This is a genomic window from Cytobacillus sp. C11.1 (assembly GCF_058145115.1).
Genome location: NZ_CM176935.1, coordinates 3,072,016 through 3,087,460, shown reverse-complemented (window position 1 = coordinate 3,087,460; position 15,445 = coordinate 3,072,016). Strand labels below are relative to the sequence as shown.

Below are 15,445 nucleotides of genomic sequence, written 5' to 3'. Positions count from 1 at the left end.
ACAAACAATACTTCAGTCATTATGAATATAAAATTCAAGTAAAGCCTCTTCCTTTAAATGTTAACGTTTTCAAAATGAATGAAAAAACAACTTCTATAAAGTCTAGGTCTATTAAATATTGCAGAAGCCAATATTATGAGATATTTCACTTTATAGAAGTTGAATTTATTCCTAGTTTATGAACTAAGATTTATTTCGTTTTGTTATTGAAGCTAACGGCAATTTGTGATCCTACTTTAGCATTGTGTTTTACTAATTCGATATTGGCATCAAGGCTTTTGCCGTTCGTTAATTCTTTAATTTTACCCAGCAAAAATGGTGTGCTATCTTTACCAATAATTTGTTTTTCTTCTGCTTCTTTAACTGCTTGATCGATAATTCCATTGATATAGTCTTCATCCATCGCATGTTCTTCAGGAATCGGGTTGGCGATTACTGCTCCACCCTTAAGGGTTAATTCCCATTTCGTTTTTAATGTCTCTGCAATAACATCAATTGAATCAGTAGAGAAGTTTAATTTATGTTCACTATTTCTAGTATAGAATGCTGGGAGGTACTCAGTTTCATATCCAATTACAGGTACCCCTTTTGTTTCAAGGTATTCTAGTGTAAGAGCCAATCCAGGATTGATTTAGCACCTGCACAAATGACAGCTACATCCGTTTGAGCTAATTCTTCAAGGTCAGCTGAGATATCCATAGTAGTCTCTGCCCCTTTATGAACCCCGCCAATACCACCTGTTACAAAGATTTTGATATCTGCTAAATCAGCACAAATCATTGTTGTTGCAACAGTCGTTGCACCTAGTTGTTTTGTAGCAATAATTTGCGCTAAATCACGTCTTGATACTTTAGCAACATCGGAACTTTTACCAAATAACTCTAATTCATCATCTGTTAAACCAATTTTAATTTTTCCATCAATGATCGCAATTGTTGCTGGAACAGCACCGTTATCACGAACAATTTGTTCAACTTCACGAGCCATTTTTACGTTTTGAGGATAAGGCATACCATGAGAAATAATAGTTGATTCTAATGCTACGATTGCTTTACCTTCCGTTTTTGCTTGTTGTACCTCTGCAGATAATTCAATGTATTGTTTCATTTAAATTTCCTCCATATCTAACATAAATTGTTTTTGAGATAATTCTTGTCTAACTGTATATTTTGACATAATTGTTTTGTGTGCATTGACCAGCCCTGATTTGATAATGTAGTCCATTTCTTTCTTTTGCAGCCAGGAATAAATAACTCCTGAACAAAATGAATCTCCTGCACCTGTAACATCCACAACCATTGGTGTTTCGATAGCTGGGAAATAATGAATCTCTCCATTTTCAACTCCCGCCATCACACCTTTTGATCCACTGGTCACAATCACATTTTGTACACCTAACTCTAACCACTTCTTAACTGAATCTTCCCAATCTTCCTTATCATTGATTTTCATGTTCATAAACGTTTCTGTTTCATCTTTATTTACGATGAGCCAGCTCACTGCATTCAGCGTTTTTGGAAGCCTGTTCATTTTCGGCGCCGAGACAGGGATAATGACTAATGGAATATGATGTTTAGATGTGAAAGAACAGAGAAAATCAATCGTTTCACTTGGACAATTCAAATCCGCTACGATACATTTAGCTCTTCTAAGAATATTGCTGTTTTTGATCAACAGCTCAGGTGTAATATTTTCATAAACATCCATGTCTGCTAATGCGACTGATAAATCACCATTTTTATCTAAAACGGCTGTATAGGAACCTGTTGACGAATTTTCAAATTGAGCGACATGCTCCAAATTCATAAAAGGGGATGATAAATCATAAATCTCTTCCCATTCTGAATCGTTGCCTCTTGCTGATAATAAGATTACTTCCTCACCTAATCTTCCTAAGTTTTCCGCAATATTTCTTGCTACTCCTCCTACCGATGTAGAAGATTTGACTGGATTAGACGTTTCATGAGTAATTTCATATTTCGCATAGAATTTTCGATCGACGTTAGCTCCGCCAATGCAAATAATAGGATTTGTTTCATTTAAAACATAAGCCTTGCCTAAAACATATTCTTTCTTGATTAATCCAGAAATAATATTCGCAACGGACGACATTGATTCTCCTACTATTTCAGATAATTCCTGTTGCGAAATAAATGGATTTTCTCTAATCATATCTAATATTAATTTTTCATTTTCATTCATTTCATCAGTCATTTTATACCCCCCTTTCAAAACAAATGTTTATTGGTTGAACATATGTTTAGTATACGGTTTCATTTTGGATTGTCAATAGTGCTTTAAATAAAAATTAACTATTTCTTCTTTTATTTTCTCTTTATTTTTTTAAAATAATTAAATAAAAAAGAAGATCACCAAAGCTTTGTTTTGTGAAAAGGGGCAACTAGTGAACGTGAAATGCAAACATCAACTAATATGTTTTTTAAATTCACCTGGCATATTAGATTGATTTTTTGCATTTTGTTTTGAAATTTTATTTTTTCTTAACAATCTATTTCTATCTAGCATGGCTGGTAAACTCATTCCGAGAATAATGGTTACGATACCAACTATTTGAAGAGCAGTAACCGTTTCACTTAATAAGATGACTGATACCATTACCGCGATTGGCAATTCAATCGCACTCAATATCGATGACATACCTAAACCAACTTTAGGAACTGCGATCGCTGAATAGGAAGACCGGTATGATCATGCCAAATAACCCCAATGCCAAACCATAAATCCATAGTCCTTCGTTAAACAAAGTCCCATTCCAAATAATTTCCGGCGACTGAAACACTGCCGACATCATAAAAGCAAAGAAAGAAACCAATACTAACCGATTAGAAGTAGTCATACTTGCAGTTGCTCTTCCATTAACAAATAAAAATAGGGAATAACAAAGAGCTGCTGCTAACCCCCATAACCACCCTTGAAAAGGTATTTGAGATAAACCAACATCAATTAAACCAGCTGCTGGTATTGTTCCTGCTACCAATATGATTAAAGATAGTAATTCAATTCGACTTGGAAATTGGCGTTTTGTTATACAAGAAATCAACATGCCTATCCATGTAAATTGAAACAGCAGGACAACTGCCAAAGAAGCAGGCAAATAGTTTAATGAACGACCATATAAAATATTTGTTAACCCTGTTAAAACGCCAGCAAAAATAAGAATTTTTACTCCATTAAGGCTTAATTTTGTTCTGTTTGTAAGCAGGAAAATACCAACAGCGATGCAAAAGCCGATAAAAAATTGACTTGTAACTGCTTCTGAGACCGAAAAACCACTGCGCATTGCTAGTTTTATGATGGTTGAAACTACACCATAACTACTAGCTGCTATCACTACCAACAGGGGATAAAGATACATCCTCATCATTCTACTTCCTCCTCGTACAATTTTTTATTGAATTGAATTTGATTATGATTTTAAAAATTTCAAAAAAAATCATAATCTCCAATATAAATTACCGATAGACTTTTTTGCAATCTATTTTTTAGTTATAATGGATTGACTAAATCAACCGTCCAGATCATTTAGCTCATGTATTATTTATCTTTTGCCAGTAGCAAAAATGTTGTCCGGTAAGGCAATTTTGTTATAAAGATAGCCGATAAATAATCTATTAAAATGGGGTTTAAGATTAAAGCATTTACAAACAATTGTTTATCAATTAAACTAACGTTTAAGGAGAATGAGGTTGTTTCATGGATAAAGAGCAACAAATTTTACATCACATAAGAATGAATCCTTTCATTTCACAGCAAGAATTATCAAGTAAAGTCGGTTTATCAAGACCTGCAGTTGCTAATTATATTGCTAACCTGACGAGACGCGGTGAAATCAAAGGCCGTGGCTATATACTGAGAGACGAATCGTCGATCGTATGTATTGGAGGAGTAAACACAGACCGGAAAGCGCGAACAAATGAGAAGGTGCGTCTCTATTCATCAAATCCAGTAAAAATTACGGAGACTTGTGGCGGTGTAGCACGAAATTTTGCCGAAAATTTAAGTCGGCTCGGTGTTAACACTTCTCTTATTGCTTGTGTAGGAGACGATAAAGAGGGAAACTGGTTACTAAAGGAAACGAAAAGTGTAGGAGTTGATATTAGTCAAGTATGGGTGCTGCCAACAGAACGGACCGGGACTTATACGACCTTGTTAGATATTGATGGTGAAAGTATTGTCTCCATGGCTGATATGACTATTTACGAAAGAATAACAACTTCCATGTTCGAGGAAAAATGGTCCCATATTGCTGCCTCACAAGCCGTTTTTCTGGATACGAATATTCCCAAGAAATGTATAAGTTATATGATTAAACGCTGCAGAGATGTAAACATTCCTTTGTATATTGACCCTGTATCTTCAGCCAAAGCACAAAAACTTCCTTTTTGCCTTGACGGAGTAGAACTAATACTCCCTAACCGAGAAGAAGCAGAAATCCTTGCTGACATAAAAATTGACTCAATCAAGGACTGCCAAATTGCTTGTGAAAAAATTAGAAAGCGTGGCGTCCAAAAAATTATCATCACGCTTGGTGACCAAGGGGTTTTTTATTTCTCTGCTGAGGAATCCGGGCATTTGTCTCCTTTCAAAACGAATTTTGTGGATGTCACAGGGGCTGATGACGCATTTGCTTCATGTGCCATATATGGAATCATGAACGAAGAATCATTATTTAGTGCTTGCCAATTAGGACTTGCAGGTGCTGCTCTTACCCTTCAAACTGAAGAATCTATATCATCATTTTTAAAACCTGAAAAACTTCATGAAATAATAAAGGAAGTTTCGAGGTGAAATTCGGGAAGCAACAGAGGTTTAGGCTGCAACTTTATATTGATCATTTTAAAAAAAGATGACTCAAAAGGTCGTTATATAACGATCTTTTGAGTCACCGATATACCGTACCCAAGATCGAAAACCAATCCTCATGATCTATAGCGGGCAATTTGAAGTTTTGCAAACCTTCGGGGGCCAAGTGGTTATATGAAATCAGTTCGCCCCTCTTACCTATACATGAATCCTTTCCCACTTCTCACTGGCCTTTTTCTACCTTCCACTCTCTTTTTACTTCACTTACACTAAATAAGCCTGCCTTCTATACTGTATAATTATAAAAATAAAACTTGCGAAAGACTGCTGTAGGAGAGAATGTATGGTACGTCACCGAAAGGGAAAATCTTTAGAAAAGTTGAATCTCTTAGGTAAAAAAGACCACTGCAGAACGCTTCTCTGGATAGTGCTTCACACACCCACGGGGTAGGCCTTCTAACATAGGTAAAACTCACAGGTACAAGGACATAGATACTTACTCAATGATTAGGGGGGGTTGTATGGTTTGGGATGTTTTGAACGTGATCGGAACCATTGCCTTTGCGATGAGTGGGGCTGTCATTGCGTTGAAAGTAAAATACGATATTATTGGCGCCTATGTTCTAGGATTAATTACTGCATTTGGCGGCGGCGCTATTAGAAACCTTTTTACTGGTATTCCTATCATAGAATTATGGCAGCAAACCACTCTTTTTATCGTTGCTATTATCACCATAAGTATCGTCATCTTATTGCCAAGTAGCGCAGTTAAACTTCTAACGAAATGGAGTATTTTTGACTCAATTGGCTTGTCGGCATTTGCTGTTCAGGGGGCTATGTATGCACAATCAATTAACTTACCTCTATTTGCTGTTATGTTTTCAGCCGCAATAACCGGTGCAGGTGGAGGAATTATTCGTGATGTTTTAGCTCAACAAAAGCCAATTGTTTTACGTCAGGATGTATATCTTTTATGGGCAATTTTTGCCGGGTTTATTATAGGCATGGAGTGGTTATCAGAGTCCTATCAATTCTATATTCTTTTTACTATTACTTTAATATTACGAGTAATTTCGCATCGATTCGCCTGGAGTTTACCTACTAGAACAATTCAAAAACAACAAGAAGATTAAAAACAGGTTCTGATTTATACATTCTCTAAACATAAAAAGCTCACTTCAGAGTGAGCTTTTTATGTGTCTATTTTCGAATGAAAATTTGAATTTGGTAAATACATTAAATCTCTTTCAATATATGATTCATCTTTCTCCATGTTTAAATAATTGTAATAACATTCCCATTGATTTGGTGGCGACAAGACCGCACCCCTATCAATATCAAATTTAGAGTGGAATTGAAATAAGGTTCTTTTAGGATTGTTAAAAAGAGGTAAAAGTGAAAAAAAGATACTATAGTTGAAGGAGAGCAACGTATTTATACACTGCTCTCCTTCTTTATAATATTATTGGTTTAGTATTTAGCTGTTCACTATTTTTTTTGTATACGTTTCGCTTTCATGGTATTTTCCTTTTTGAATCGTCTTCATTCTAATTGGTGCAATCATTAAAACGGCAATTAGGATCAATCCAAGATAACCAATTAGTGGGTAGAAGTGGCTAACAAGATCTGTAAATCCTACGAAACTTGCAGCAAATGCTACAATCATTGTTACGACGAAAAACCTTTTAAAATTTGGTGTACCTACCTTTGAAAAACGAGCCACAAATGAGAAAAACATACTGATCGCTGTATTGAAAATCATTGCAAAGAGAACGATCGACATAACGGTACCTAGAGCAGGAGAAATATTATTAACAATAGCTAACATTGGCATATCCATACTGCCAACACTTTCAATCTTAGAAAAAATAGCTAGATGGCTCAGCAGAATGAGAACACCCAGCCCAATACCTCCGACTAATCCACCTAATGCGGCAGTTCTACGATTGTTTTCTGCTCCACCCATAACGATTGCCATAGATGCACCTACTGCCGTATTAAAGGACACATAATTAATACCAGAAATAAACCAATTTGGAAGAGTAGTTGGATGCTCCTTGGCTACACGATCTAAAGTGAGGAATGATCCGTCGGCATTTATAAAACTATAGATAGAAATGATAATCACAAAGAAGATTAAGAATGGGGTAATCCCGCCTATGATAGCAACAACACGGTCAACCTTTAACATCCCGGTTAAAAGAACAAGAATCGTCATAACGCTTGTTCCTATTATGACAGGCACACCAAATTGCTGATTTAAGTTTGACCCTGCACCTGCTATCATTACTACGCCTACACCAAACAATGTAAAAATAAGAATATAATCAATAACTAACCCTAGATACCGGCCGCTTATCTTATAGATCACATGTTTATGTGATGCAGTTTTCATGCTGCTGCCTAACCATACCAATGTCATTCCGGCATAAGCAAATAAAGCGGTTGCAATAATTGCGCCGAAAATACCCATAAGACCAAAACTAGTAAAATATTGAAGAACTTCCTGCCCGGAAGCAAATCCAGCACCCACGATTACACCTATAAAAGCGCTTCCATTTTTTAGAATTTTTTTCATTTAGATTCCCCCCCTCGAATTGTCTCTTTCTTAAGTATAACAATTTAAAGATGAAATCTATTTGTGTAAATACTAAAAGATAGGATAAATGATTTGTTTATCTGAACAAAAAGAGTTCTAAATTTTCTCAAAAATAGGATTTTCATAAATCCCAAAAGAAAAGCACCCCCAAAAAGTTTTGGAAGGATTGTATAAACTTTTGGTTTGAATAATTTCACGGAGAGTTGGTACAATGAAATACAGTTTTCCTATTTTTTGATGAGTGAAGGAATCGATTAAATAGTGTGTGGGCCTGTCCCCCAAGTACGGTAACAATTTAACGAACCGGGGGACAAGCCCCCATGTTCTATAAAAAAGTTAAACTCGAAGCAATTTCCTTCAAATGCATTTTGTCTGCCCATAAGATAAAGTAATTGTAAGTTTCTCCTTGGATTATAACGGGAGTTGGATACCTTACAATTAAAGCGGATTGATTCAACATTTCTGCTGGCTGGTCCGCAGAGGGGAAAATGTAGCAGGCTTCCTGGCTTTGGACTCGAGCCTTCAGTATGCTTGGCATGGATCCATAGGGCCTTAATGGATGGAAAGCTTCCCCACGGCACACCTCATCCAAGTTTTCACCAGCTGAAATGGCCGAAATTTGAAAAAAACCGTCAGCACCTTCGTATCTTTCTTCGTTCACTTTTTGCCAGTTCGACGGATATTGGAATTGAACCTTATAGACGGTGTTCGTATATGTGTTCTTTAGGGTACCATCCATGATGGAAGTCGGAGACCATTGAAGTGACTGAATGTTAATTCCAGCAATTAGTCGAATCGGGACGGGGTGACGGAGGTCGATAGCCCACATTTCGCTGGCAAATTCCTGTTCCTTGCACCCGCTAAGATAGGCTATTTTTGTTCCGTCTGCTGACCACGTGACAGGCGATGCGAAGCAATTGGATATAGCCCAAATTCGATCCTCTTCTCCTCGCCTCCCCACCGTTCGAACTTGTGAAAAATATCCTCTATCTTCATAGGCGGTAGCGCTATAGGCAATTTTCGAAGAATCAGGAGACCATGTCGGATAATAATTTTTTGCAAGGGGCCCGCCTTTTACTTCAAACACATTGCCTGTTGAAAGCTCAACGGTGTGAATGATGGAAATGCTGACGCCTGGTGTTGTGTAAAGGACAAAGCTTCCATCGGGCGATAGCTGAGCATTATTAAGCCGCCCTCCTGTGTTACGTGTAATTTGCTGTTTCCCGGATCCGTCTGTTTGAATTCGGAAAAGCTGACTCATTCCTGATGCATCCGGTGCCTGAAAAAGCAGTTCCCTGCCGCTCGGAAACCATTGAACATCTGTTGAATCAGGCAGTTGAATGAATTGTGCCTGATGAGACAGAACATTGTACAAGATAATGTGGCCTTGCTTCGTATAAGTAATTTGGCTGCTGTCAGGCGACCAATCCAATTTGAATTCTGCCTCAGCATCCATCTGGTCAATTTGAGCAATGGTAGCTGCTGCAACATCAATAACATTTACAATTCTGTTCTTTCCGACAAACGCAATTCTCCTGCTATTCGGTGACCATTCTGGACTTGAGAAGGAGTCACCCAATCCACTGGTGAGCTGCACGTTCTCCCCTGTCCGGGGATTATATAACCAAATATCATATTGCCCTCCCCGATCAGAAGTATAGGCAATCAGGCCTTGGCCGCCAGGAGGGGCAAATGGAATCCTTAGCTTCACTCCTGGAACTATTTGGAAGGATGGAAGCTGGTTAACAGTTCGAATAAGCTCATAATTTGGCTGCCCGTTTGTTATGACATTAAATCGTACTGCTAGCTGATACAATGTATCTCCTGGCTGGACGATGTAATAAAGAACACCTGGCGGAACCTTTAATAATTGACCGGGCTGAATGACATAGGGTGGCTGAAGCTGATTCGCCTCTATGATCAATGAAGGCGGAACTTTGTATAATTGTGATATCTTATACACTGAATCTCCTTGCCTAACACGCACAACGTCAACTCCAGGTGGAACGGACAGCTGTTGACCTATATAAATCGTGTAAGGAGGCTTCAAATTATTTGCCGCAATAAGAGAATCAGCCGGAATTCCCCACCTGCTGGAAATCCCATACAGCGTATCACCTGAACGTACTGTATAAAAAGTCTGCATGATCTTCACTTCCCAAAAGAAAAATTCCCACAAGTAAAGTTGAGGTATTAATTAGGTACACACTCTCTGCCCATATATTATTCAGTGGGAAGTCTGAGGTTCAATGAATCGGGGGAAGAATTAGATTTAAAAACTCATTCCTCTAACGATAGCCCTATGACAATTCTGTATAGCTTCTGCTGATAGGCCGGCAATAAGATAATTCTTTCCTTGTCTGGCTACTTAAGATTTTGACCTTATTTAATCAAATACACTTGTTGTTTAAATAGTCTAAATATTTTTATAAATTAACTTAAATACGATATAATAGAATGGCAGAAAAAGTATTTACATAGGAGGTGACACAATGACCCAACTTTCTTCCAAGACACTAGAATTCAACCTAGCTCAGGAAGCAGCAGACCACTTTTTCGAAAAGGGCTGGACAGATGGTCTACCGATTATCCCCCCTACCCCTGAGAGAGTTCAGGCAATGCTTGATTATGTAAAGGCACAGCCGTCTGACATTGTAGGAACGATCCCAGAGAGAAACCGGTTCATTACGGCTGAAAAAGTGGCAATTAATGCCGTAATGGCGGGCTGCATCCCTGCTTATATGCCGGTCGTCATGGCGGCTATGGAGGCTGTGCTGGATCCGAAATTTGGCGTTCACGGTCCTACAGCAAGTACAGGTGGCGCGTCCATCCTTTTGATCGTTAACGGTCCGATTATTCATCAAATCGGGCTCAATACCGGGAAAAACCTGATGGGAGGCGCCCATCGAGCGAATGCGACCATTGGACGGGCGATTGGCCTGATCATGAAGAATGCAGGCGGCTCCTCTCAATTCGACCAAACGACAATCGGACATCCGGGAAAAATCAGCTTTTGCATTGGGGAAGCGGATGTTCCTGAATGGGATCCCCTTCATCTAGAGAGGGGCTTTAATCGAAGTGATAGCACAGTGACTGCTTTTGCTTCAGAAGGGCCTCACCAGATTAACAACCATGTCGCACATAAGCCGGAAGGGATTCTGATGTCTATTGCGGACATGATAACCAATGTGGCAACCTTCCATATGCAGAGAAGCACGCAATGTGCGCTTGTGCTTTGCCCCGAACATGTGACCACTCTATTGGAGCATGGATGGGATAAAGCCAGAGTAAAGGATTTTCTTTTCGGACATGCCAGAAGAAAAAAATCGGAGTTTTATCAGTTTGGCTTGAGACTGGAACCAGTGGCTAATGGAGAAGACGAATGGGTTACTGCCTTCCCTTCACCGGATGATCTCCTGCTGGTAACCGGAGGCGGTCCTGCCGGAAGATTCTCTTCTTTCATCCCAGGCTGGGGAAGTGTCAGTCAATCCATTGCGGTGACGAAGCAGGTTCGTCTGTCAGGCTTTACATGAAGTGATTGCTAAAACGGGTCAGTTTGACTCGCAGCGGATAGAAAACTGCGAAAGGAGGAAAAGAATTGATTCTGACAGATAAGGTTATTGTACTTGATCCAACCGAAGGTCCTGTGGAAACAGAAAACCATTTGGCTCCCAGGCTATCCGATGTAAGCGGTAAAAGAGTTGCCTTTATCAACAACGGAAAAAGAAATTCTGATGTATTCTTATCAGCATTGGCTGAGGAGTTTCGGGAAAATCATCATGCGGAAGTCGTCTGGTTCGATAAAAAGAACCCTTCCCTGCCGTTTCCTGACGCTATGCTCGATCAATTGAAGTCCTGCCATGCCGTTGTAGCAGGTGTCGGCGACTGAGGGTCATGCAGCTCAAGCAGTGTGCTTGATGGAATCTATTTAGAAAAACTCGGGATCCCTTCTGCAGCCATCTGTACTGATAAGTTTATGGTACAGGGGACAACTGCCGCCCAGGTACAGGGATTCAAGGATTACCATATCGTTAAAGTGTTTCACCCGATCGCTACCGCCCTTCCCGCAGCATTAGAGCAGGAAGCGCAAAGAATCACCGGTGAAGTTCTGTCTGTTCTGACTAAATATTGATTACATACAAAAAACCTTTCATCGCTTGATGGAAGGCTTTTTGTCTTTATATCCAACTTACGTGAACCTCAAGAACGCAGTAACTTCCAGCTACTGTGCCTTCTCTTTTATAATAAAAATCTATGAGTTAATTGTCTCCTGAAAAGCCTATCTCGTTAGAAATAAAAAGCTTAAGGCTTCCAAACGTTGGTTCATTTTCATCCTCGTTCAAAACATTTAATTTCACTTCAAAATCAACTGCATCTTTTGGTATTTTCACTATTTTTGAGTTCTTGCCATCGAGGTCATCGAAAATGAGTCCGCCAGCTATATCGTCATCTTCATATAAACGCATGCCTATTTCGAGTGTTATAGAGGAATCAAAATTCCATGTCCAGTCGTAATCAATAAAGATTTGGACTTCATCCGTCGTAAAAATGCCAATAGCATAAGCTTCATGCGTTTTCAAAGGTCCAAGCTTTTCTACAAAGGGCTTAATGATATGGGTTTCTGTATCAGCTGCATGAGGATCAAATATAGATGAATCATCGTCCCTGATAAGTAAACTGCCCCGCAAACGAATGTTCCTGAACATATCTGAAGGCGGCGACCACTCTTTTAAGAGCGGACTGTCATTCACAATTACACATTGTCTCTCCTTTATATTAATACCTTTTATTGCTTTATTCATTAAATTACATGGGTCCGTGTTGTGGATCTTATCAGCTGGATCCGGATTAATTGGATCATCATACTTTCCATTTTCACGAACCAATAGAGCATGTCCAAGTTCATGAGCTAAATGATCGGAAGTGGCGCCTTTTGTTAATAATACTGAGAATCGCTTTTGGTTATCGACTTCTTGGAAGTAAAAACAAGAGGTTGATACGCCATCTTCGAAAGTATCTCCCCCGATATAATAGACAGCAATTTCATCTTCCGTGCATTCTTCCCGAACAGCCAATAATTGTTTAAGCTTAGTATTTGCTGCCGTATCCGGAGCATTCGATAGAGTGCCGCAAAATGTGATTTCGTTGTTTTGAAAAGAAACGTCCAGATCTGGTAACTGTATAGGTGTAAACCTGTTTTTGATCCTGTATTCCACCCCGCATTGAGTCCAAATGGCTGAAGCTTTACGCACGTCTTCCAGAATGTCGTTATCACTCTTGTTAACACCGCGAGTTATATAGATACAAAGTTTTACACACTTGTTACTCAATTTTCTAACCTCCTTATGGGTTCGGGTCTATATCGTTAGAAATAAATAACTTTAAATACCCAATATCATCAACTTCATCTTCTTCTACATTAATAACATTCGATTCAACCGCAAAATTTTGAGCATCCTTAGGAATGATATCCGTTGATAATTGAAGCCCATCAAGATCATCGGTCGTCTTGCCATTGACCCCTTCATATAGGAATAAGAAAGAATTAAGAGTGATGGAGGAATTCATACTCCAGCAAAACTCTAGTATCACCTTGACCCGAACTTCATCGACAACATGTGAGAACTCCCAAGTATTCACTATATTGAAGGGATTCACCTTCAACTCTTTATGGGGTAAGACAAAGGTTTTAGAGTCATCATCATCAGGCCAATCATAGTCGTTAATATACAAAGTACCATCGATTTTAATTAGCCGAAACAGGTCAGCAGGTGGCATCGGTTCCTTTAATAGGGTGCTTTTATTCGCAAGTACACATTGTGGTTGAGTGATTTTAATCCCGCCTACCGGAACGTGCATCAAGTAACATTGATCAGTATTGTGAATTTTATCTGCAGGATCCATTTTCGGATCAGGATCATCATAGTTGCCATTAGGACGAACAAATAATGCGTGTCCAAGCTCATGAGCAAGATAATCTGTATTTATCGCACCGGTTGTTAATACAATAGAGAACAGCTTTTTTCCAGCGACTTGTTGAGGGTAGAAACAGGAGGTTGTGGTTCCATCTGAAAACGTTTTTCCGCTCACATAATAGACAGCCACATCCGTTTCATCACATTCCGGACGAAATGCGAACATTTTTTCAAGCCTTATATTCACTGCCGTATTTGGAGCATTTGTTAAGTCCCCACAATGGGTTATTTCTTTATCAGCAAATGAAAAATTGGCCAAATCCGGCAATTCAATTGATGTAAACTTCTTCTTAACCTTGAATTCGATTCCGCATTGATTCCAAATTAACGATGCCCTTTTTACATCATTTTCAATGTCAATACTTTCGACCCCATCTCTGGGAGTAACATATATACATAAATTTACAATCTTATTTGCCAATACTTCACACCTCCGTAGGATCATGGATTGGTTAAGGATAGGAGCTATGTATCCACGTTTCATATAATATGGTTTAAGGTTTCCAAAATTGGACAATTGAATTCATTTTCCCATATAAAGACTCAGGTAAATTCAAAAATAACGTGTGCAATTCACACTTCAATTCCTATGACATATGTAAAAGAAACTTTAATCAAACTTGCTGAAGCCTTATTCCCTTATAACTCAAAAACCTTTTTAATTTCCTGTACTCTAGCCTCAAATCAAGGCATACTCATAACTTGAATGGAAACGGAAGTGTTTCACCCGATCGCTACCGCCCTTTCCGCTGCATTAGAGCAGGAAGCGCAAAGAATCACCGATGAAGTTCTGGCTGTTCTGACGAAAGAGTGATTACATGCAAAAAGCCTTTCATCGCTTGATGGAAGGCTTTTTGTCTTTATGTCTAACTATTGTGAACCGCTAAACTAGGAGATAGAACTTCTGGCTTGTGTGCACTCTCCTTATCTGCTAATTATTTTGAGTTTTAAGTTTAGCACCTTGGCAGCACTAATTAAGTTCTTTCTCTTATCACCCAGCATTGGGGAGGAACTTCGAATTAAACTTGTCTCTCTATTATCCTTTCACATAGTAATTAACTGTGTAGGGCCTGTCCCTATCTATTTTGTACCAGGACATTTCTGCAAGAACTTAATAGGGAGAAATTAGAATCAAGTTATTCAATAAACCAGCTTCCATAAGGGACAAATGTGGCTGCATCAGCAATTCGCAGTCCATGTGCAGGAAGATCTGTAAGTGTTCTTCCGGTGCCAGCTACTACGCTAATCTCCAGTTTGCCACCTGCTGGTCTTCCTTCAATTGCTTCATAGTCACCCTTGGAAGTCACTTTAATAAAAGGAAACGAATTAACTGGTATTGCTACATTATATACTCTGCACTTGGTACCAGGAATTGTCTCTTTAGGAAAAGAAGTTAACGTTCTTTCGTTAATATTACTAGCAGAGGGAAGCATGATTGTAGTGGTTAGATCAGGTCTGCACTCTTCGACGATAACGCTCGCTTGAAATGATTGATTGGAGTGATTTTTAATAGTAATAACAAGTCTGTCATTCACAAGGTTCCCTTGATTTAAAGCAGGGATATGAATCGGACCAGAACTTACAGTAAGTCCTTTCCGATTTTCGCAGCTAAGCATTTTACATTCCTTCTTTCCATTTATTTTTAAAAGATGATACCTTCTCTGTTTTGATTGGTCAGTCGCGATTAAATAGACTATTGGCTGTTTATTTTGTGCTGCTACTTTATGTTCGTCCATTTATTGATCAGAGGAGTAATAAGTCCTTATTAAAGAGAGACTCCTATAATCACAACTCCAGATATGATCGTTATCTCTTTTTCTGTTATTCTTCTTATTATTTAATGCAAATATCTATGTTTTGTATAAGTCATTTTCCTAGCTGAAAGCAACTTTTTATTCAAACTATATTTTGCTCACTGCGCTTTACTCAATTTTGCATATCTCTAATGCCACCCTATTGCCCTTGAGCACACAAAAAAAGCTGCCTAACAGACAGCTCGATCTTTTATTCTTGTATTCGGATGGTTAATTAAGGTATCAATCAAGTT

The 15,445-nt window shown here is 38.7% G+C and carries 10 protein-coding genes, 3 pseudogenes and 1 riboswitch; of the genes and pseudogenes, 5 read left to right on the top strand and 8 right to left on the bottom strand.

All coding sequences use genetic code 11. The annotated features are described in order from the left end of the window. Positions 1-190 precede the first annotated feature (190 nt). The 3 genes and pseudogenes from AC3ZVC_RS15380 to AC3ZVC_RS15370 form a co-directional block, all read right to left on the bottom strand. Positions 191-1,107 (bottom strand): annotated as a pseudogene (locus AC3ZVC_RS15380) (pseudouridine-5'-phosphate glycosidase). Beyond that, the gene (locus AC3ZVC_RS15375) at positions 1,108-2,202 is read right to left on the bottom strand and encodes a carbohydrate kinase (RefSeq protein WP_490068940.1); all 1,095 of its coding nucleotides are present in this window, start codon (positions 2,200-2,202) and stop codon (positions 1,108-1,110) included. 222 nt (positions 2,203-2,424) lie between these two features. After that, a pseudogene (locus AC3ZVC_RS15370) lies at positions 2,425-3,376 on the bottom strand (EamA family transporter). Between the two features lie 338 nt (positions 3,377-3,714). Between AC3ZVC_RS15370 and AC3ZVC_RS15365 the strand changes: the two are divergent. Both AC3ZVC_RS15365 and AC3ZVC_RS15360 read left to right on the top strand, forming a co-directional pair. Beyond that, positions 3,715-4,809: a carbohydrate kinase family protein gene (locus tag AC3ZVC_RS15365; protein WP_490064090.1), complete on the top strand. Its 1,095-nt coding sequence runs from the start codon at positions 3,715-3,717 to the stop codon at positions 4,807-4,809. 335 nt (positions 4,810-5,144) lie between these two features. Then, positions 5,145-5,239: riboswitch (glycine riboswitch) on the top strand. Between the two features lie 106 nt (positions 5,240-5,345). Next, positions 5,346-5,957 (top strand): trimeric intracellular cation channel family protein, encoded by a 612-nt coding sequence (locus tag AC3ZVC_RS15360; protein ID WP_490064089.1) that lies wholly within the window; start codon positions 5,346-5,348, stop codon positions 5,955-5,957. A gap of 344 nt (positions 5,958-6,301) precedes the next feature. On the opposite strand, the gene AC3ZVC_RS15355 is transcribed toward AC3ZVC_RS15360, so the two are convergent. Then, positions 6,302-7,402, bottom strand: coding sequence for a YkvI family membrane protein (locus AC3ZVC_RS15355; RefSeq protein ID WP_490064088.1), 1,101 nt, complete (start codon positions 7,400-7,402; stop codon positions 6,302-6,304). A gap of 346 nt (positions 7,403-7,748) precedes the next feature. Further along, a complete protein-coding gene (locus AC3ZVC_RS15350) occupies positions 7,749-9,569 on the bottom strand; it encodes a LysM peptidoglycan-binding domain-containing protein (protein ID WP_490064087.1) in 1,821 nt (606 codons plus the stop codon). Positions 9,570-9,915: 346 nt separating this feature from the next. Here AC3ZVC_RS15350 and AC3ZVC_RS15345 point away from each other — a divergent pair, with 346 nt between their 5' ends. Together AC3ZVC_RS15345 and AC3ZVC_RS15340 are read left to right on the top strand one after the other, a co-directional pair. Further along, entirely contained in the window at positions 9,916-10,956 is a 1,041-nt protein-coding gene (locus AC3ZVC_RS15345) for a hypothetical protein (protein WP_490064086.1), read from the top strand. A 65-nt stretch (positions 10,957-11,021) separates the two neighbouring features. Beyond that, positions 11,022-11,555: a UGSC family (seleno)protein gene (locus AC3ZVC_RS15340; RefSeq protein ID WP_490064085.1), complete on the top strand. Its 534-nt coding sequence runs from the start codon at positions 11,022-11,024 to the stop codon at positions 11,553-11,555. Between the two features lie 127 nt (positions 11,556-11,682). On the opposite strand, the gene AC3ZVC_RS15335 is transcribed toward AC3ZVC_RS15340, so the two are convergent. Then, positions 11,683-12,753 (bottom strand): hypothetical protein, encoded by a 1,071-nt coding sequence (locus tag AC3ZVC_RS15335; RefSeq protein ID WP_490064083.1) that lies wholly within the window; start codon positions 12,751-12,753, stop codon positions 11,683-11,685. Positions 12,754-12,766: 13 nt separating this feature from the next. After that, complete coding sequence (locus tag AC3ZVC_RS15330) at positions 12,767-13,819, bottom strand: hypothetical protein (protein ID WP_490064082.1); 1,053 nt, start codon at positions 13,817-13,819, stop codon at positions 12,767-12,769. A 294-nt stretch (positions 13,820-14,113) separates the two neighbouring features. On the opposite strand from AC3ZVC_RS15330, the pseudogene AC3ZVC_RS15325 reads away from it, so the two are divergent. Next, positions 14,114-14,212: pseudogene (locus AC3ZVC_RS15325) on the top strand (UGSC family (seleno)protein); the annotation flags it as partial. Between the two features lie 322 nt (positions 14,213-14,534). On the opposite strand, the gene AC3ZVC_RS15320 reads toward AC3ZVC_RS15325, so the two are convergent. Next, a complete protein-coding gene (locus AC3ZVC_RS15320; RefSeq protein WP_490064081.1) occupies positions 14,535-15,014 on the bottom strand; it encodes a hypothetical protein in 480 nt (159 codons plus the stop codon). Between the last annotated feature and the right edge of the window lie 431 nt (positions 15,015-15,445).

What these genes read in the sequence shown, in the direction of transcription:
- AC3ZVC_RS15355 (WP_490064088.1), bottom strand. Translation starts at nt 7,402, where the DNA reads ATGAAAAAAATTCTAAAAAATGGAAGCGCTTTTATAGGTGTAATCGTG.
- AC3ZVC_RS15365 (WP_490064090.1), top strand. Translation starts at nt 3,715, where the DNA reads ATGGATAAAGAGCAACAAATTTTACATCACATAAGAATGAATCCTTTC.
- AC3ZVC_RS15360 (WP_490064089.1), top strand. Translation starts at nt 5,346, where the DNA reads ATGGTTTGGGATGTTTTGAACGTGATCGGAACCATTGCCTTTGCGATG.
- AC3ZVC_RS15375 (WP_490068940.1), bottom strand. Translation starts at nt 2,202, where the DNA reads ATGAATGAAAATGAAAAATTAATATTAGATATGATTAGAGAAAATCCA.
- AC3ZVC_RS15350 (WP_490064087.1), bottom strand. Translation starts at nt 9,569, where the DNA reads ATGCAGACTTTTTATACAGTACGTTCAGGTGATACGCTGTATGGGATT.
- AC3ZVC_RS15320 (WP_490064081.1), bottom strand. Translation starts at nt 15,014, where the DNA reads ATGCTTAGCTGCGAAAATCGGAAAGGACTTACTGTAAGTTCTGGTCCG.
- AC3ZVC_RS15345 (WP_490064086.1), top strand. Translation starts at nt 9,916, where the DNA reads ATGACCCAACTTTCTTCCAAGACACTAGAATTCAACCTAGCTCAGGAA.